The 19,846-nt window shown below is 38.1% G+C and carries 15 protein-coding genes; 10 read left to right on the top strand and 5 right to left on the bottom strand.

From position 1 onward, the window contains the following. Positions 1-7 precede the first annotated feature (7 nt). Positions 8-1,216 carry an efflux RND transporter periplasmic adaptor subunit gene (locus ACJZU6_RS20470; protein WP_408901259.1) on the top strand — a complete coding sequence of 403 codons (1,209 nt, stop codon included), beginning with the start codon at positions 8-10 and terminating at the stop codon, positions 1,214-1,216. A 3-nt stretch (positions 1,217-1,219) separates the two neighbouring features. Continuing rightward, positions 1,220-4,342, top strand: coding sequence for an efflux RND transporter permease subunit (locus ACJZU6_RS20465; RefSeq protein WP_408901258.1), 3,123 nt, complete (start codon positions 1,220-1,222; stop codon positions 4,340-4,342). A gap of 8 nt (positions 4,343-4,350) precedes the next feature. Here the strand turns inward: ACJZU6_RS20465 and ACJZU6_RS20460 are convergent, their stop codons facing one another. From ACJZU6_RS20460 to ACJZU6_RS20450, 3 genes are all read right to left on the bottom strand, one after another. Further along, on the bottom strand, positions 4,351-5,610 hold the full coding sequence (locus ACJZU6_RS20460; RefSeq protein ID WP_408901257.1) for a YadA-like family protein: 1,260 nt from the start codon (positions 5,608-5,610) through the stop codon (positions 4,351-4,353). A 255-nt stretch (positions 5,611-5,865) separates the two neighbouring features. Then, positions 5,866-6,213 (bottom strand): hypothetical protein, encoded by a 348-nt coding sequence (locus ACJZU6_RS20455; RefSeq protein ID WP_408901256.1) that lies wholly within the window; start codon positions 6,211-6,213, stop codon positions 5,866-5,868. Between the two features lie 140 nt (positions 6,214-6,353). Then, positions 6,354-6,596: a hypothetical protein gene (locus ACJZU6_RS20450; RefSeq protein WP_408901255.1), complete on the bottom strand. Its 243-nt coding sequence runs from the start codon at positions 6,594-6,596 to the stop codon at positions 6,354-6,356. A 291-nt stretch (positions 6,597-6,887) separates the two neighbouring features. Between ACJZU6_RS20450 and ACJZU6_RS20445 the strand changes: the two genes are divergently transcribed. The 4 genes from ACJZU6_RS20445 (at position 6,888) to ACJZU6_RS20430 (ending at position 10,175) form a co-directional block, all read left to right on the top strand. Further along, positions 6,888-7,643 (top strand): ZIP family metal transporter, encoded by a 756-nt coding sequence (locus tag ACJZU6_RS20445; protein WP_080155750.1) that lies wholly within the window; start codon positions 6,888-6,890, stop codon positions 7,641-7,643. Between the two features lie 243 nt (positions 7,644-7,886). Next, positions 7,887-8,615, top strand: a complete 729-nt coding sequence (pnuC, locus tag ACJZU6_RS20440) for a nicotinamide riboside transporter PnuC (RefSeq protein WP_107276282.1) — start codon at positions 7,887-7,889, stop codon at positions 8,613-8,615. Further along, complete coding sequence (locus ACJZU6_RS20435) at positions 8,612-9,346, top strand: nucleoside phosphorylase (RefSeq protein WP_408901254.1); 735 nt, start codon at positions 8,612-8,614, stop codon at positions 9,344-9,346. The genes pnuC and ACJZU6_RS20435 overlap by 4 nt, the downstream gene beginning before the upstream one ends. A 133-nt stretch (positions 9,347-9,479) precedes the next feature. Further along, positions 9,480-10,175 (top strand): Crp/Fnr family transcriptional regulator, encoded by a 696-nt coding sequence (locus ACJZU6_RS20430; RefSeq protein WP_408901253.1) that lies wholly within the window; start codon positions 9,480-9,482, stop codon positions 10,173-10,175. 119 nt (positions 10,176-10,294) lie between these two features. On the opposite strand, the gene ACJZU6_RS20425 is transcribed toward ACJZU6_RS20430, so the two are convergent. Further along, complete coding sequence (locus ACJZU6_RS20425; RefSeq protein ID WP_408901252.1) at positions 10,295-12,406, bottom strand: S9 family peptidase; 2,112 nt, start codon at positions 12,404-12,406, stop codon at positions 10,295-10,297. Positions 12,407-12,792: 386 nt separating this feature from the next. On the opposite strand from ACJZU6_RS20425, the gene ACJZU6_RS20420 reads away from it, so the two are divergent. The 3 genes from ACJZU6_RS20420 to ACJZU6_RS20410 all read left to right on the top strand — a co-directional run bounded on the left by ACJZU6_RS20420 (position 12,793) and on the right by ACJZU6_RS20410 (position 16,234). Continuing rightward, positions 12,793-13,311: a hypothetical protein gene (locus ACJZU6_RS20420; protein ID WP_408901251.1), complete on the top strand. Its 519-nt coding sequence runs from the start codon at positions 12,793-12,795 to the stop codon at positions 13,309-13,311. A gap of 156 nt (positions 13,312-13,467) precedes the next feature. Continuing rightward, entirely contained in the window at positions 13,468-15,093 is a 1,626-nt protein-coding gene (locus tag ACJZU6_RS20415) for a sulfatase (protein ID WP_408901250.1), read from the top strand. 133 nt (positions 15,094-15,226) lie between these two features. Further along, positions 15,227-16,234, top strand: coding sequence for a transposase (locus ACJZU6_RS20410; protein WP_408901249.1), 1,008 nt, complete (start codon positions 15,227-15,229; stop codon positions 16,232-16,234). 348 nt (positions 16,235-16,582) lie between these two features. On the opposite strand, the gene ACJZU6_RS20405 is transcribed toward ACJZU6_RS20410, so the two are convergent. Further along, on the bottom strand, positions 16,583-18,826 hold the full coding sequence (locus ACJZU6_RS20405) for a peptidase U32 family protein (RefSeq protein WP_408901248.1): 2,244 nt from the start codon (positions 18,824-18,826) through the stop codon (positions 16,583-16,585). Positions 18,827-19,242: 416 nt separating this feature from the next. Here ACJZU6_RS20405 and ACJZU6_RS20400 point away from each other — a divergent pair, with 416 nt between their 5' ends. Further along, positions 19,243-19,791 carry a hypothetical protein gene (locus ACJZU6_RS20400; RefSeq protein ID WP_408901247.1) on the top strand — a complete coding sequence of 183 codons (549 nt, stop codon included), beginning with the start codon at positions 19,243-19,245 and terminating at the stop codon, positions 19,789-19,791. Positions 19,792-19,846 lie beyond the last annotated feature (55 nt).

The raw sequence follows: 19,846 nt of genomic DNA, 5'->3' as shown, positions 1-19,846 counted from the left end.
GGATAGCATGGGTGTCATTATAAGACGCTATTTACCGGTAGTGATTTTATTGCTGTTTGCAGGGGTGTCGGCAGGGTTATTATTAAATAGGCCTCAACCTCAGCAGAAAATGATTGAAAAGATTGTGCCAGTACTTGATGTGATGCAAGTAAAAAAGCAGCAATTGAATTTTAACATTAACTCTTATGGAATGGTTAAACCTAAGCATCAAGCAGAGTTAGTTGCGCAAGTAAGTGGCATTGTTAACCGTTTAGATCCTGCTTTTGCGGTTGGACAATTTGTACGAAAAGGGCAAGTGTTAGCGTATTTAGACGATGATGATTACCATGCTGATCTTGCTCAGGCACAGGCAACGTTAGCCCAAGCAAAAGCGAAACTTGAACAAGAAATCGCCCATGGGATCGTAGCAAAAAAGAATTTACGTCATGTCGCTGTTGCTAAGCAATCAGCGTTAGGATTACGCATTCCACAACGAAAACAAGAACAAGCGAATGTTAAATTTGCACAAGCAGCATTAGCACGTGCCCAACGTAACGTTGCTCGTACAACTATTATTGCGCCCTTTGATGGTTTAATTACAGAGAAAGCGGTTAATATTGGCACTCATGTCAATGTTGGCGAGCAACTTGGGCGCATATTTGGTACAGATGTCGCTAGAATCCGCCTTCCTGTGACACCACAAGCTTTTTCATTCCTCGACACAAACTCACTCAATACTCGCGTTATATTAGCCTCAGAGCGCCTTGGCCAACCTTATCAACATTGGCAAGCTGACTTTATTGGTACTGAAGGGATCATCGATCAACAAAGTCGAATGGTTTATCTTATTGTTGATGTGTTTGATCCTTATCAATTACAACACCCAAGTTCGCAACGTGCTGATGTTTTAAAATTTGGGACGTTTGTTACCGCAAATGTTGCAGCAAGGCCGATTAATAATGCCGTTAAGTTACAACGTCACGTGGTGAGAAATGATCATGTGATATTGGTTGATCGCAATGGTTTAACTCAAATGCGCAAAGTCGTGGTTGCGCGTACTGATCTTGATTATGCCTACATTAGCAGTGGGTTAGAAGAAGGTGAGTTAGTGTCACTGACGTGGCCAGATAATCATTTAGATGGCAAAGAAGTAACCCCTATTTTAAATACTCCCTCTAAGACGGAACAAGCAACACTTACACTGACGCATTCTAAAGGTACTGAGAACGGAGGCTAATGAATGGAATCATCAGGAATCATTGCTTGGTTTACGCGTAATCATGTCGCCGCTAATTTGTTGATGTTGCTGGTGATGATCGGTGGTTTATTTTCAGTTAATCTTATTAATAAAGAGATATTTCCTGCCTTTGGTACTCATAAAATTACCATAACCACTCAATATACGGGAGCTGCCGCTGCCGATGTAGAACAAGGGATCATTGTTAAAATTGAACAAGCTATTGATGACCTTGTTGATATTAAGCGGGTGACGGCTGTCGCTAATCAAGGAAGTGGGGTTGTTACGGTTGAGCTTGATAATGATGCTGATCTTAATAAAGTTTTAGATGAGGTAAAACAGCGGGTTAATAATATTACGACATTTCCTGCTCAAATGGAGCCGCCCTTGATTCAACGGGCGGAATTTATGAGTAATGTGATGTTTTTATCAATATATGGTGATTTGAGTGATCGCCAACTTAAACGTTATGCTCAAGTTGTAAAAGATGAAATTATTCAGCAAACCAGTGCGACAGCGGTGACGGTAAGCGGAATAAGAAATGATGAAATAGCAATTGAAATAGCCGCACAGCAACTGCGCGATCATGGCGTTACCATTGAGCAAATAGCACAGGTATTACAGCAACGCTCATTGGACTTACCCGCCGGAGCAATTAAAGCCCAAGATGGTGATGTGTTAGTTCGTACCACAGAACAACTTTATCAAGGTGATCAATTTGCCAATATCGTTTTACGCACGAACGCGGATGGAAGTCGATTACGCCTGTCTGATATTGCCACTGTAACGGATGGTTTTGTCGAAAAATCAGTACTTAATCGATTTAATCAACAACGTGCCGCGGTGATACAAATTCGAAATCTTCCTAATCAAGACGCAACGCTCATATCCCAGCAAATCAGTGATTATGTGACGAATAAAAAGGCACAATTACCAGCGGGTATTCATATTGATAAATGGGCTGATATGTCACATTACCTTGAAGGGCGGCTTAATATGATGCTGTCTAATATGGTGTATGGCGGATTATTGGTGTTTATTATTCTCGCTATTTTTCTTGAAGTGAGATTAGCATTTTGGGTAATACTTGGGTTACCTTTTTGTTTTCTTGGCACGTTATTATTTATGCCATTTGAGATGATTAATATCTCCATTAACTTATTGTCGTTATTTGGGTTTATTCTCGTACTTGGGATCGTGGTTGATGATGCAATTGTTGTTGGAGAAAGTGTTTATTCAGAAGTAGAACAAAAAGGGCAAACAATTAATCATGTTATTCAAGGGGCGAAGCGAGTCGCTATTCCTGCAACCTTTGGGGTATTAACGACCATGGCTGCATTTGTGCCAATGCTGTTGTCAGATAGTCCTCGCACTGAATTTTTTAAGGCCATTGGATGGGTGGTTATTTTATGTTTAACTTTTTCCCTGATTGAATCTAAATTAATTTTGCCCGCCCACTTAGCCCGATCGCGTTTAGTACAACAACGATCTTGGAACAATCCTATTGTGCGAATGAAACAACGCTTTAATCAGGCGGTAAATAAGTTTATTCATGTTCATTATCGATGTTTTATTGGTTTGGCCATCGTGCATAGATATAGTGTCTTAGCGACATTTGTTGGTGTGTTGTGCTTAGCATTGGCGTTAGTGTTCAGTGGACAATTACGGTGGGTGTTCTTTCCTAAATTACCCTCTGACTATATTCAAGTCTTGGTAGAAATGAATGATTCAAATTCAAAAGCTAATAATATTAAGGTTATTAATCAATTAGAACAGGCATTGTATGCAACTGATGAAGAAATTTATCAGCAGCAGGGCATGCATGTTGTGAAGCATAGCTTTGTTAATATGCGAGACAATAACAATATGTTTGTGTTAGTTGAATTAGAAAAAAGCGAAAGTTTACCTATAAGTAGTTTTGAGATTTTAAATAAATGGAAACACCATATTCCACCATTAGTTGGCGTCAAAACTATTGCTTATGAAGCGTCTATTGACCGCCAGAAAAGTGATATTCAATACCGTTTACAAGGGGAGAATAGTCAGCAACTTTTGCAAGCAGCTACAAAATTAAAGCAGCAACTTGAACGTTATCAAGGGGTGTTTAATGTTGAAGATGATTTATCTGCGCCAACGCAAGAGATTAATATTAAGTTAACGTCAATTGGGAAAATATTAGGTTTATCCGTCGCGAATCTGACCAATCAAGTTCGACATGCTTTTCATGGTATTGAAGTTCAACGTATTTTACGCAATAACGAAGAAGTGAAAGTGATGGTACGTTATCCTGCTGATGAGCGTCGTAGTGTCGGTTATTTACAAAATATGAAAGTGGTTTTATTAAATGGTACGTTGGTGCCATTTTCTGAAGTGGCAACCATTGATTTTATTTCAGCATTAAACAGTATTAATCGGGTAGATAAACGTCGAACATTGGTCGTTAGTGCAAATGTTCACAAAGGTAAAGCTTCTCCATCTGAGATATATACCATTATAAATAAAGATTATTTACCGTTATTACGTCAGCAATATCCAGCAGTTAACATTCAACTTGATGGGCAAGCAAAAGAAGAGTCTGAAACGAAAGTTAGTCTATTTCGTGATGCGGTATTAGCACTGGTTGCTATTTTTGCATTAATGGCGATTCCATTGCGATCATACAGCCAACCGTTGATCATTATGTCAGTGATCCCCTTTGGTATTATTGGTGCCATTGCTGGACACTATTTTGCGGATATTTCACTTAATTTACTGAGTGTGTTTGGTATTTTGGCATTGTCTGGTGTAGTGGTGAATGATTCTTTAGTGCTGGTGGTATTTATTAACCGTGCTTTGGAACAAGGTACTTCTCTTTATGATGCCGTTATTGATGCAGGGTGCTGTCGTTTTCGTGCCATTGTACTAACGTCACTAACCACCTTCTTTGGCTTGGCGCCTATTTTACTTGAAACGAGCTTGCAGGCACAAATAGTGATTCCAATGGCAACATCATTGGCATTTGGAATCTTATTTGCAACAGTAGTTACTTTACTATTAGTGCCTGCTCTGTATTTAATTTTGAATGACATTAAACAAGTTTGTCGTCGTTTATTTCATTATTGGTGGCGTCCACAATTGGATAAATAATGTCTTGTTTAAAAACCAAATCCAACCCCAGCAGCAATACCTGCGTCATGTTGGCTATCATCAGAAGCGGCTAAAGTGACAATACCGTGCTGACCGACATCGAATTTTCCTCCAATAGCCATTGCCGATTGGTTATCATAATTAGCGACACCCATACCAAGAGTATAGTAATAACCTTGTCGCATTGGGATTGATGTCATCGCCATTGCACTTGCAATACCCGCATTGGCTTGATTATGTACTTTTTCAATATTGTGGGAAAGTAAGTCGACTTTTTGATCCGTATATTCATTCGCGGCAGATAACGTAGCCGCTGATTTATTATTAGTATAAGTATTGGCTTGTTGTACGGCGTTGATACTTTGCTGATGGCTGTATTTATTTGCAGTGGTGAGTGTTGTTGCGGATTTATCATTAGTATAACTATTGGCTTGTTTTACCGCATTAACACTTTGTTGCTGGCTATAATTATTCGCAGTGGTGAGTGTTGTTGCAGCTTTATTATCAGTATAAGTATTAGCTTGTTGTACTGCGTTGACACTTTGTTGATGACTATATGTTTTTGCTTCGGTTAGTGTTGAGGCTACTTTTGTATTAGTATAATTTTCTGTTGCTTTTATGCCTTTATTTAATTGACTGACATTCACCGCATCAGTACTTGCGATACCTGAATTTACATGCTCTAAACGACGTTGGATTTGATTATTACCAAAGGAGACTTGACCATCAATTGATTGTGATTGGTTACCTATTGCAATTGAACCTCGAGTACCTGTGGCATGGGCATAATTACCAATAGCAATATTGGAGGTTGATGAACGAGCGTTTGTACCTAATGCGGTAGAATAGCTACCATTAGCTTGGGCGCCAGAGCCAAAAGCAACGGCTGCATTACCAATCGCATGTGCTGTTGATCCAAAGGCTTCAGCTTGAATGCCTTTAACAATAGCCCCTGAGCCAAAAGAAGATGAACTATTACCGTGAGTATTTGCGTTTGAGCCAAAAGATGCAGATTGATCGCCGACAGCCGTTGCGGCAACACCTATTGCAACCGCAGCATCACCTTGAGCGATAGCTTGATAACCTTCAGAAACACTTGAATTACCCTGAGCACTGGCGTTAGGACCAACTGAAATAGACGTTGTACTGTTTTTTACATTGGCGTCATTACCAATAATGACATTATTTGATTGAGCCGTTGGCGTTTCAGCCATACTTGATGCAGATAAAGTAGCAAGTATTAAATAGGCTAAGTGATGTTTTTTCATAATAGAGCCCCTTGTTTCTATATAGAGATAGTAGAGCAAGAGGATGTATGAAAGTTAGTAGCAGAATTTAAATAACAGAAACCAAAACTGAACAAATCATAATCAATGGCAGAATGTGATTTTTTATGCTTTTAAAAACGGTATAAAACGTATTTAAATGGGTGCTTATGCATTTGTTGTGGGTTGATTTGTAATTTTTTCAGTATTAATAAATATTACTTGTTTCTAATTGTGGCTATTTAGTGCTCAAGGTGACTAATTGTTGTTGTTTATCTTGTTGTGATGCTGATGCTTTTTTTTCGCTGCGTTTTTATGTGATAAACACTCACTATAATCATTAAAACCTTTTTGTTGGCATTCAATAACTTTATTTTTCATTTGATTTAATTCAGTATTATTACGGACTGAATAAATATTGCCATTAGTACAAGTAATTGAAATCACACCATTGGGCTCAAAATGATAGCCTTCAATGTCACTTCCACAGGGGTTAAACCCTATATCTGCTTTTACGCTGACTTTAGTTGGAATAATTCGCACACTTTCAGTTACACATCCTACTAATAATAAACAAAACAAGGTGGTAATAATAAATTGTCTCATGTAATGAAAAGCTTTTTAAAGGTAATGAAGATGGCAATTATAAATGAAAAAAGTATGAATATCATGTTATGAAGAGCTAATTGATCACAGTAAAGCATACTAATATATTTATCAGTATGCTTTAGTCTGTTAAATAATAATTATTCTTCATCGCTATTGATGATAGTAACAGGACCATAATAGTGATGGTGATGATGGGTTGTATAATGGTGATGGTGAGTATCTTTATGTGCGGTACCAACACCACCATGGATATGATGTCCATGTGATGGTTCATGTTCACGATATTGTTGATGATCTTTGTCGTGCTTGTGTGTTTCATCATCAGAATAATGGTGTTTCATCGTTTCATGTGTTGATTCTTTTGTCTTTTGAGTTGCCATGAATACCTCTACATTATGATATGTCTGGATTTAGTAAGCGTAGTTCATTTAAAAAAAGAATCTGCATGGTTTTTTAGGCGGTTTATATTAATTGCAATATAGGATTTTGATTATATTGATTTTTTGTTTTTTCTAGTCACGATAATAGTAATGGATTAATAATAACTTAGAATAAAAATGAGAGAGGGTGGATATTATTGCTATATGGAATTAATGTTTTACATTCAAATTGTTCGCAGAGTCACACGGTAAGTGCTATAACGTTGGCTGTTTAACGATGCGGAATACAACATGAATCTCGATGAATTTAAAATATTATCAGTAGTGCTGATTTTTATAACTACTGTGCTTGCGGGATTGTATCCGTTTTTACGTAAATTTAAAACGACCCGACCATTAGAATCTCCGGCAGCAGAAGCCTTAGCATCAGGTGTTTTTCTAGGTGCAGGTCTTATTCATATGCTGGGTGATGCCTCTAAATCATTTTTAGATCATGGTATTGAATATCCAATTGCCTTTGTATTAGCCGGCAGCGTGTTCTTATTATTATTATGGTTTGAACACTTAGGTCGCCGTTTAGATGAACATGGCGACAGTAACAGTCCTGCATTCGCTATTTTAGCGATGGTCATTCTATCTATTCATTCGTTACTTGCGGGTACGGTGCTTGGATTAAGTGGTTCAATTACAATGATGGTTATGATCCTCATTGCTATTCTAGCGCATAAATGGGCAGCAAGTTTTTCACTGGCAGTGCAATTAAGTAAAAGCCGCTTGTCGTTGCGCCAATCTTTAACTATGTTTGCATTATTTACGATAATGTTGCCGCTTGGTGTGGGGTTAGGATCGGGTATTTTAGACTATACCGAAAACTATCCATTATTAGAGCCTATCTTTTATTCATTAGCTGCTGGTACATTTTTGTACCTTGGTACATTGCATGGTTTAAAACAGTCAACCATGGTTGATAAATGCTGTGATTTAAAGAATTTCACTTTTGTCGTTATCGGTTTTGTTTTAATGGCCGTGGTTGCTATTTGGGCTTGATTGTTTTATTACGCTAAATTCCACCTTATTGTCCGCGTTAGTTACTTCTAGCTAACGCGGAACTGCTTTATCTGGGTAATACCCTAACGTCATTACATCATCTTGTCTTTGAGTTAAAAACTGATGTGCTAATTATTTAAAAGTTGATCCCCCTCACGTGCAATGGGACAAATGTCCTCATCTTAGATAAAGATACCTTTTACAATTGCTTCAAATTATTAATAAGAACAAAAGGATTAACGGATGGACTTTCTTTCTTGGTTTGATATCAATAACACCCTTGTTAATTTTCCAATCGGTGACGGTTATGCAATGTCATGGATTGAAGCAATTGGTACTGTCTTTGGTCTGCTGTGTATTTGGTTTGCCAGTAAAGAAAAAACCATAAATTTCTTTTTTGGTCTTATTAATGTCACCTTGTTTTGTATTATTTTCTTTCAAATTCAATTGTATGGGTTGTTGCTATTACAAGTATTCTTCTTTGTTGCCAATATTTATGGTTGGTTCGCATGGACAAGACCAACTAGCGAGGGAGATAACTTAGAGGTTCGGTGGTTAAGTAAGCAAAAATTAGTCATGACCGTGACATTAAGTGCAATTGCGATTGGGTTACTAACGGTTTATATCAACCCCGTGTTTTTTGCTTTAGCTAATTTCGCTGTAGATATATTGAATGTTTTCGGTGCTAATTTAGCGGCTCCAACATTACAACCCGGCGCGTTCCCATTTTGGGATGCTACCATGACGGTACTGTCTATTGTGGCGCAGATTCTAATGACACGTAAGTATGTTGAAAACTGGATTGTGTGGGTAGTTATTAATATCATCAGCGTCGGTTTATATGCAGTACAAGGCGTGTATGCAATGTCTATTCAGTATGCAATTCTACTCTTTGTTGCGGCAAATGGTGCCCGTTGCTGGATTGCAATTGCGAACAGAAATAAACCACAAGCTAAGAAGGTTATCGCATGAATCAACAACCTCATTTATTAATTAGTCACGGTCAAATTGCCACGAGTATTTTAGTCTGCGGTGAGCCTGATAGAGTAAATCGAATTGCGGAACGTTTTTTAACAAATAGTGTGTTAATTGCTGAAAACCGTGAATACCGTATTATTAATGGCGACTATCAGGGTAAACCCGTTACATTGTGTAGTACGGGGATGGGCGCACCATCAATGATTATTGCTTTGGAAGAACTTAAGCGATGTGGCGCTGAATATATTATCCGTGTTGGCTCAGCAGGGGCACTGCAATCAAATATTGGTTTAGGTGAACTCATTGTTGCCGAAGGTGCAGTGCGAGATGAAGGTGGCTCTAAAGCATATATTCCAAGTGAATTTCCGGCTATTGCTGATCATCAATTGGTTCACTTATTAAAAACAGATTTATCGCAACAGAATATTAACTATCATAGTGGCATTGTACGTTCTCACGATAGTTTTTATACCGATGAAGAAGATAATATTTGTGAGTATTGGCATAAAAAAGGCGTATTAGGGGCTGATATGGAGACTTCTGCCTTATTAACGGTGGGGCGTTTACGTCAACTAAAAACAGCCGCAATTTTGAATAACGTGGTGCTTTATCAGCAGAATGTAAGTGAAGGGATTAATGCTTATGTTAATGAAGCTGAAGATATGATTAAAGGGGAACAGTTAGCTGCCCATACTGCGCTGAATGCCCTTATTAAGGTTGTTTAAGTCTATTTAATCACCAAATTAATAGCCCGGTTTTTATAAATTGGGCTATTTTAATGCGCACTATACATTTTCCTATTCAGTGCCATAAAAACCCGCTATCTTGATTTAAAATGAAACAATAGTGATATGCGCAATGCAATTGACTCCTTCCTCCTCAACCCGTTTTAGTGATTACCTAACTCAACATTATGCGAGCTTTCGCCAAGCACTATATAAGTGTCAAATCGGCAGTAAACGCTACCAAATCGGCGATGCTATCATGCAGCAAGGCCAGGATATTACTCAGTTAATGATTGTGCCTGTTGGACGAGTGTCGATGCATATTTGTGCTGTTAATGGTCGTCGTTTTCAATTAGGAGAGATGGACTGTAACTATAATGTCTTTGGTGAAATGGAGTTCTTTACTAAAACACCATGCCAATGGTCTGTTGTTGTTGAAGAAGCGATAGAAATTGACATTCTTGATATGAAAAAAGTAGAGAAATTACTGTTAGAACGCCCTGAATTTAGTTTGTTTTTTGCGTCTGCATTGGCACTTGATTACCAAGATTCGCTTGATATTTACACCTACCGTTTATTACATCCCATTACTTACAATATTGCATTTGATTTACTTCAGCACGCCCGTAATTCGATGACCCTTGGTCGATTTAATAAAGCAGATAAAGAGGCTGAACGGTTTGGTACATCAAGCCGTGTTTATCGACGCGCATTAAAGACATTGATTCAGCAAGGATTAGTTGAGAAACAAGGTTCTGAGCTTATTATTGTGGATTTGGCTGGGTTACAGAAGTTTGTAGATCACTTTGAAGATTATGAATTATCGTAAGTTGTTTCTGAGTTTTTAAAATAACAATGGCGACTGATTAAGCCGCCATTGTTTGATGTTATTACTTGATATTTATGATTACGCATAATGTTATGCGTAGATAACTTATCACGGTTCAGCTAGATTAATTTCTGTTCAGCCAATAGATCAATAAAGAACGCGTATTCAAGTGCATCTTCATGGAGAGCCTTAAAGCGACCTGATGCGCCACCATGACCCGCTTCCATATCTACTTTAAACAACAGACGGTTATCGTTCGTTTTAACATCACGCAGCTTAGCAACCCATTTCATTGGCTCGAAATACTGCACCTGCGAATCATGTAACCCCGTTGTCACCAATAGGTGAGGGTAGTCATGAGCGGTAATGTTATCGTAGGGTGAATAGCTCAACATGTAGTCGTAGTACTCTTTGTGGTTAGGATTTCCCCACTCATCATACTCGTTAGTTGTCAGCGGAATTGATTCATCGAGCATAGTGGTAACAATATCAACAAACGGTACGTGAGCTGCAACGCCACAGTAAAGCTCAGGGGCTTGGTTGATAATCGCGCCCATTAATAAACCGCCCGCAGAGCCACCAACAGCGAAGATCTTGTCTTTTGCGCCATAGCCTTGGTCTACTAATGATCGAGTAACATCAATAAAGTCATTAAAGGTGTTTTGCTTGGTGAGTTTTTTACCATCTTCATACCAAGGACGGCCCAACATTTCAGAACCACGAATATGCGCAATCGCATACACAAAACCACGATCTAATAAACTTAATCGGGTTGATGAAAAGCTTGGGTCAATGATAGCGCCGTATGATCCATAACCATATTGATACAACGGGTTAGTGCCATTTTTTTTAAAGCAATCTTTACGATAAACCAGTGATACCGGAACGGATTTACCGTCGCGAGCAGGCACCATAATACGTTCAGAACGGTAATTATTCGCGTCAAAATCACCGAGGATTTGTGCTTGCTTGAGTACTACATTACTGCCATCGTTAAGATTAAAATCGTAGTGAGTACCTGGTGTGGTCATGCTTGAGTAATACAGGCGTAATTTGTCTGAATCAATCTCTTTATTACCGTAAAGATAAAGTGTGAATGCTTCATCGTTGAAATGTAATTGTTGCTGCTGTTGAGTGTGAAGATCACGCACAGTAATGCGAGTTAAGCCATTTTCACGCTGCTGATATACTAGATAATCATTAAAGATCTCGTAATCTTCCAACATTGCGCCTTCTTGCGCAGGGATCACGTCCAGCCAATGATCTTTATTGGCGATATCAGTTGTAGCCACTTTCATTAAACGGAAGTTAACCGCTTCATAGTTAGTGTGAATATAGAACCAGTCATCAAGCTTAGAAATGCTGTATTCCAAGCCAGCTTCACGATCTAAGAACGATACAGCTTGCGCATTGGCATCGTTAGCATCAATGAAAGAAACGGCGCTAGTTTCAGTACTTGAATGCCAGATGTAAACCAGAGAGTTGTCTTTGCTTTTACCGATTGAGGTGTAAAAAGTCTGATCGGTTTCCTCAAAAATGAGCTGATCGTCAGCTTGTGGTGTACCTAAGCGGTGACGATAAACCTGATAACCTAATAAGGTTTGTGGGTCTTTGTGAATATAGTAAAACGCTTGGTTATCATTTTGCCAAGCAACAGAGCCGCTAGTACCTGTAATTTCATCAGCAAGGTACTGACCTGTGGTGAGATCTTTAATTTTAATGGTGTAAATACGACGGCTTACCGTGTCTTCACCATAAGCTAATAAGTTTTCGTTAAGGCTAATGCTGACCCTGGAAACATCATAGTAATCATGCTCAGATGCGAGTTGGTTTAGATCGAGTAAGACTTGCTTATCGGTGCCTGCAAAATCAGTAGCGCGCACTGAAATAGGGTATTCATTATCGCCAGAGACTTCACTTGAATAGTAATAACTGCCTTGCTTTACAGGGACTGTATTATCATCTTTAACAATACGTCCTTTTAGCTCATCAAATAATGTCTGCTGTAATGCAGTGGTGTGTGCCATTACTGCATCTGTGTAACTATTTTCAGCATTTAGATGCGCGATGATCTCAGGATCAGTGCGGCTGTCATCTCGCATCCAATAGTAATCATCAATACGCGTATCATTATGGATGCTCATCTCATGGGGGATTTTCTTAGCAACAGGGGCTGTCACGGCCTGAGTGTTGCTATTACCATGAGATGTCGCTGATGTTGTGTCGTTCAAAGTGTTGTCCTTTTGTGGCTACTGGGTGAGATAAACCACTGAGTAAAACCAATAGATACAGCAATATTATTTGCTTTGATGGTAATAATCTTGGGGCTATTGGTGGCTTTTTCAATCCTTCGTTTTACAAAATAGAATGACTAATGGCTACATGAATTGAAGATGCTTATTGAGAGGAGAAAGCAGAACAGTAATTGATGTTTTCATTATTGAGTTATCTAACTGAAGTTATTGGTTTTTATATGATTTATAAAAGAGGGTTACATTTATATTCTTAACATATAAGAATGAATAAAAACGGCTAATCAAGCGTGATAAAGATCACAAAAAATACAGGGTAACTATTTATGATGAAATAAGATTATGATCGAATAAATTGTTATTAAATGAAAAAAAGACGTGTTATTGCAGTAAGTGTACTGATTTTTGCTGGGCTGATTGGTGTAAGAGATCTTTATATGACGTTAGAACCTCAACATGAGGTTAACGTTAATGGTAAAACACTACATTTAGGTCAGGTATATTCTCAACATTTATTGTCGACGGTTGTTATTACGAGTAATGAAGAAACACTGCTAACGGTAACCGCACCGATTACAACGATCGTTAAACAACTCACAACCGAACTCAATAATGATGTAAATGAGGCAAATAAAACGCTTTCTGCTGGTGAAAAAATGCAGTTATCAACAGCGTATTTTAATACTAATATTACTCTTCATTTATCAACCGTAGTGACTTATAACACTCAGCATTATGCGTCAGTTTCAATGCCATTAGAGACGGTAGCCGTTAATTATACCGTTAATGATGCAGTGCAATTTAATGATATTATTGAGTTAGTGCAATGTTATCAAAAGAGTACTCAGAAGATATTTAATAATAATTGTGATTTTATAAACTAGAGAGTTACAAGCAATCATAATAGGAATCAAATACCGTTATTAAATTGATTACCAGTAAAATTGTGATGATCGTTTGATTCTGAAATTTTATGATTGTTTGTTTTTAAAGACCATAGATACTTTCATTTACTTTTGATTTTAATTTAAAGAAAATATATGAAAGTAAGTAGACGTTCATTTATCCATTATGCAGCTTCAATGTCTGTGTCTGCCGCAGCATTAACCAGTATGGGAGTGATGGGGCAACCGATAGCGCCTAAAAAGAATAATGTGTTGTTTATTGCCATTGACGATCTTAATGATTGGATTGGTGCTTTAGGTGCGCATCCACAAGCAAAAACACCTAATATTGATCGTTTGTTTCATCGTTCAACTGCGTTTATCAATGCTCATTGCCAAGTGCCTGTGTGCGGACCTTCGCGTACAGCTTTATTAACGGGAATGAGCCCAACGACAACAGGGCTATACACCAATAAAGAGCTAGGTATAAAACCATTTTCGCCTGTTGCTGAGTCTGTTTTAGGTAGTTCTCCCGTCTTACCACAGCACTTTAAAAGTAACGGCTATTACACCATGGCATCAGGGAAAATATCTCATCATGGTACTGCGGATTTTCGTCATGCAGAGCAGTGGCATGAAGAAGTGCCACTCTATGTTATCGGCCCTCGTGATGCGCATATTTTTGCCAATGGTTACGGCTATGGTTCATACGGTAAAGATGATCATAAATATTATCCATTCCCTGTTGGTGGGGGACAAATTATTCAATCTGAACACTATGGCCCAGGTACACCGGGTATGTCTTTGTGCAGTGGTGCGTTAGAACGACGGGATATTCCTAATGGCGGTGTTATGCCTGATGAATATTTTGCTGATTGGACGGTTGAACGGCTTAAGAAAACCTATGATAAGCCGTTTTTTATGGCGTGTGGCTTTATTCGTCCACATGTACCTTACACTGCCCCAAAAGAGTATTTTGATTTATTCCCACTTGATGATGTGATTGTGCCTGACACAATAAGCAAAGAAATGGCTGATGTTCCATTATACGGTAAAGCGTTAGCATTGGGGATCATTCCAAATGGTGATGCGGCAGCGGTTGAAAAAACAAAGATGCGTAAAGAGCTAGTCCAAGCTTATCTCGCCTGTATTGCTTTTGTTGATGCACAAGTGGGTAAGTTGCTTGATACCCTAGAAGCCAGCCCACATGCAAATAATACCACCGTCATCTTTTGGGGCGATCACGGCCAGAACTTTGGTGAGCACATGAATTATCGCAAGCAAACCTTATGGGGAGAATCAACGCGAGTGCCGCTATTAATCAGCGAAGCAGGGCAGAAGCAAGGTAAAATATGTCGCCAAGCGGTAAGTTTGCTTGATGTTTATCCAACTCTGGTTGAGATGTGTGGTTTACCGAACGTTGCCACTAATGAAGGTATTTCACTGGTGCCATTACTTAGAAACCCAAACTTTGATCGTAAAATTCCTGTCGTCACCACTTATGGTTATCAATGCCATGCGATTCGTGATCAGTGTTACACTTATATTCGTTATCGTGATGGGGGTGAAGAACTTTATGATCGTAGCGTTGATGCTGACGAACATCATAATTTAGCCGCCGATAAACAATACCAAGCGATTAAAACCAAGATGGCGCAGTGGTTACCCAAAAATGAAGTATTACCGTTTGGAATGAAAGACTTTGATAATGAGGGCGGTGATTTTATTACCAAGATCCTAGCTAAATTTGAAAACAACGGTATTCCAGCATACTTACAGTAATTCCAAATTATGAAAAGCCACTGTGTTGTTGACGCGGTGGCCTTTTTATTTGGTTTATTTGGGGACAGCCATAACTTTGTACATCAACAATGAGCTACTACAATTAAGCTTCAAGTTGCTTATGGTGAAACGAATGACAATCTCAAGACGAAAATTGATAGAACCTCAAATCACGCCCTTTTATCATGTGATTAATCGCTGCGTGCGTCGTGCTTATTTGTGTGGAGATGACCCATACAATGGCAAAAATTATCACCATCATCGTGATTGGATAGTAAATAAAATCAAACAATTAGCCTCTGTGTTTTGTGTTGATGTTTGTGCTTATGCGGTGATGAGTAACCATTATCATTTAGTGCTTAAAATAGATACCGAACAGCAGCAAAAGCTAACGCCAGAAGCGGTGATATCACGCTGGTTACAGTTATTTAATGGTCATCCTATTGCGGTCGATTTTTTAAAAGAGGGTCAAATTGGCTCGGATAAACAACAAGCATTATCAAATTTAGTGGCTGAATGGCAACAACGATTAGGCAGTATTAGTTGGTTTATGCGCTGTCTTAATGAAGAAATCGCGCGAAAAGCCAATAAAGAAGATCAATGTAAAGGTGCATTTTGGGAGGGGCGGTTTAAGTCTCAGGCACTACTGGATGAGAAAGCGTTATTATCTTGCATGATGTACGTTGATCTAAATCCAATTAGGGCTGGCATTACACCTTCATTAGAGCAGTCTGATTTTACCTCTATTCAACAACGTATTCGTGAACATCATCAAACGAAAATATCGACACAACAATCATCATCAAATACCTCTCGTTTTCAATTATTACCTTTTGTTGGTGCTGAACATCAAGCTAAAACCGCAGGGATAAACTTTGCTTTTACTGATTACCTTGAACTGATTGACTGGACTGGTCGGTGTATTCGACATGATAAAAAAGGCTTTATTGCACCTAATCAACCCAAGATTTTACAGCAAATGGGAATAACAGCAGATGCTTGGCTTGAGCACAGTGAACAATTTATGGAACATTATGCCAATGTAAGCGGGAAATGGTCACAGATGTGTGCATTCAAACAACGTATTGGTGGGCATTGGTGCAAAGGGAAGTCAGCGAGTCACCAGTTACATCCTAATTAGATATAGTTTCTTATTATCAGATGAAAATACCGCAATAACTGTCAGGATTGTGGGCTTTTTTGATCCTGAAATATGCTAACAGAACCGATTTAGTGATGAATTATAAACAATAAGCTGTAATTTTTAGAATTGAGAATTTATTGCTGGTGGAATGGTTTGTTTTTGGGGGGCTCTATTTAAGAGCTAATATATTTGGCTGTCCAGTATTAGCTTTATTTAAGGACAAAAATATTTGGCTGTCCAGCATAAAGCTAGCATAAAGCACATAAACAAAAGACAGCCTCTAAGATAGCAGGCTGTCTAATATTATTTTATTTTGTTGTTGAGACTAAGCCATACCGCTAACGCTTATAAACCCTGAACATATTGGGCATTAGTTGATATAGGCACTAAATTATCCAGTTCAGCTTTAGCCTCATCATTACCAGCAAGTAGTGCTTCAAAGTGTTTGATTAGTTCTACTTTGTCTTGTTCTTGCTTTGAACCTGCACCGATGTTGGTTAAATCAATAAAGAACTCGTCAAACAAATGCGAGAAATCATTCACTGCATCAAAGTTTAGGAACTGCTCATGATTGTAAATACTTGGGTAGCCACCTTTTTGTTTATCAACCGCAAATGAAATACCTTTTACATTAGTAATGGTGGTCGCTTTTTCGCATTTCAGCATACAGCCAGCTTCAATGGCCGGTTTCTTACAGCCAACGGTTTGTTGGAAGAAACATTGACGGCTGGTCATCATCAGGATTGGATGATAAATGCTGTAATAGAGCTTAAAGTTTTCTGGACGGGTAATATTTCTGATTTGACCACGGTTGATCTCGTTAGAAATAAAGGCACCAGCACAGTTTAATTCTTCTTTTAACGTAAGAAGAGCGTGTGAGTTGGTGGTATTTAAGAACGGTCCTGCCACCCACTCGATACCCATTTCATAAGCTTTATAAGCAATACCAGTATTGTTAGTTACGATACGCTTAGGTTTCACTTGCTCAAGGATTTTGACTGATTCTAAATAATCTTTACCAATTAATACTGCTGGGAACCAAGGAATCAAACGAGGGTTTTCTTGTAATAACGTAATGTGCTTAAGGCAGTTCTTTTTCAAGCTTTCAGGGAGTTTGAAGTAGATATCAGCATCTGTTACATCAGTAAGGTGTAAATCTTTTTCATTGGCAATCAGTAACGATAGTTTAGGTGTTGATGATACTTTAGCGTGTTTAGGTAAAGCGGGTACATCAACATGCTTAATTACCTCACGAGAGCCATTTAATAAGAATGCTGCTTGGTTTTTTAGATCCGTAATTTCTTTAAACGGCACCGTTAAGTTAGCATCAAAGTTGTCAAAGTTCATTGGCGCTAGATTAAACGTTGCATTATTAAAACTACGGAAGCGTTTATCTAGCGTTTCTGGTGTAATGGCAATTTCATCTGCTGTACGTAATAACGAATCAGTTTTTACTTCAAATGAGGTGTTACCCGCCATGATATTAAGTATTAGCGGGGTGTTTTCTTTGGCAGTAAAAGCCAATGTTAGAGCAACTTTATCAATGCTTAGATCTTTAATCTTATCGGCTAGTTCAGCACCTAATGCATTTTTTTCATTATAAAGATCTTGCTTTACATCATGGATTTGAACAACAGAAATGGCATTGTTTTTTTCAACCGCGTAATTAACACTGTTATCACGCGGATTATCAGTAAACATTTTCTTGTTGAGATCGCCCTGTAAAAATGAGTTAGTGAAGCTACGGTTAAAGACTTTATGTAAATTGCTGTCGTCAGCTAATAACTTACCTGATTCAATAAAGTTATTGATCTGTTTGCGCCATGTATCAACCACAGTGTAAACATAGTGAGCGCCTTTAATACGACCTTCGACTTTTAACGAATCAACCCCTGCATCGACCAGTTCAGGTAAATCAAAGTAGGCTGAATTATCTTTTAAGTTTAAAGGAAAGCGATGACCTTCAGCGGTAACTTCATATTCGTCGCGGCAAGCTTGGCTACAACGACCACGGTTACCTGAGTTACCGACACTGACTGAACTTGAGTAACATTGACCAGAGAAAGCGATACATAGCGCGCCATGGACAAAGACTTCGGTTAATACATCATGATCATGGGCGACGGTTGTTAATGCTTTAATCTCTCCAAGATTGAGCTCACGCGATAAGTTAACGCGTGTAGCGCCGATTTTGTGTAAGAATAAAATTTGACCTTCATTGTGGGTTGTTAACTGAGTAGATGCATGGATATGTAATGATGGGAAATGCTTTTTAACAATGTTGAAGATACCCAAATCTTGTACGATGATGCCATCAATGCCACTGTTAACCAGTTTATTTAGCAACCGTACTAAGCTAACAACCTCGTGTTCTAATATCACCACATTGAGGGTTAAGAAGACTTCACAATTGTGCTCATGTGCCAGTCGTAATACGCCATTTAGCTCGTCATATGAAAGATTAGAGGCGCGGTTACGGGCATTGAACATATCTAAACCACAGTAGACAGCATTTGCACCAGCAACAATCGCCGCTTTAATTGCTTCTACGTCACCACCTGGTGCCAATAATTCTATTTTTCTACTCATGCGAAATAACCCACTCAATGCTTTTCTTGTAATTTTTGAGAGGGCATTCTATCTGTATCTGTGGGGTAATACCATAAAATAGGCTTTTGTTGATATAAATCAATCAAAGAAATGTAAATGTGTGCATGTAAAGTTAGATGAGAGGGTCGTTATAACGTTACATTACAATTGTGGATGATTACAGCAACATCAAGGTTACTTATAGCTGATGAATTACAACATATGGGTGTCCAATTATCTTAATCATCTTTTGGCTGTCTAAGCTTATTTTTTATGTTTTTGATGTATCAAAATAATAAGTATTGCGATGAAATCTACGATTATTGCCATCAATAGTTGTTGGGTGTTTATTTTATCATTGTTAGGTGATTAACTTTTTTATAAATAGTATTTTGGCATTATTCATAGGAAGAAACATGCAGAATCCCGGAGAAGAGTTAGTTGGTGAGTATTTAAAACATATTCTTGGTTGTGATTTTGTTGAATACAATCTTTATACCCCTAATATTCAAGGTGAGATTGATGTTGTGGGCATCAATATTAAGGCTAAAGAAGTTTACATTTGTGAGGTAGCAACTCATTTAGTTACTGGTTTGCAATATGTTAAAAATAATCAACCGGATAATATTGAACGATTCTATAAGAAATTTGTTAAAAATATTAGATATGTAGAAGAATGTTTCCCAAACCACAAAGCAAGATTTATGCTTTGGTCACCTATTGTAAAAGATCAATCATCGAATGCTAAACATAATCAACGTAGAGATATTAAAACCATTCAAGATCAAATATTAACTGAGTTTGGGGTTGAGATTGAATCGATAGTTAATCAAAAGTATTTGAAATGTTTATTTGAATTAAGATCTTATGCTCGTAATGAAACAAAAGAATTAAAATCGCCAATAATGCGATTATTTCAAATTGAAGAGTATTTATTAAAACATATAGAGCGATTAGAGCGTTAAAAATTGTATAATAAAAATGATATTTAAATAAATTGTTGAAATAACCTCAGGCTAT

The sequence above is a fragment of the Photobacterium piscicola genome, from assembly GCF_046058925.1.
In the GTDB taxonomy this organism is placed as follows: domain Bacteria; phylum Pseudomonadota; class Gammaproteobacteria; order Enterobacterales; family Vibrionaceae; genus Photobacterium; species Photobacterium piscicola.
This window is presented reverse-complemented; position numbering and strand designations above follow the sequence as displayed.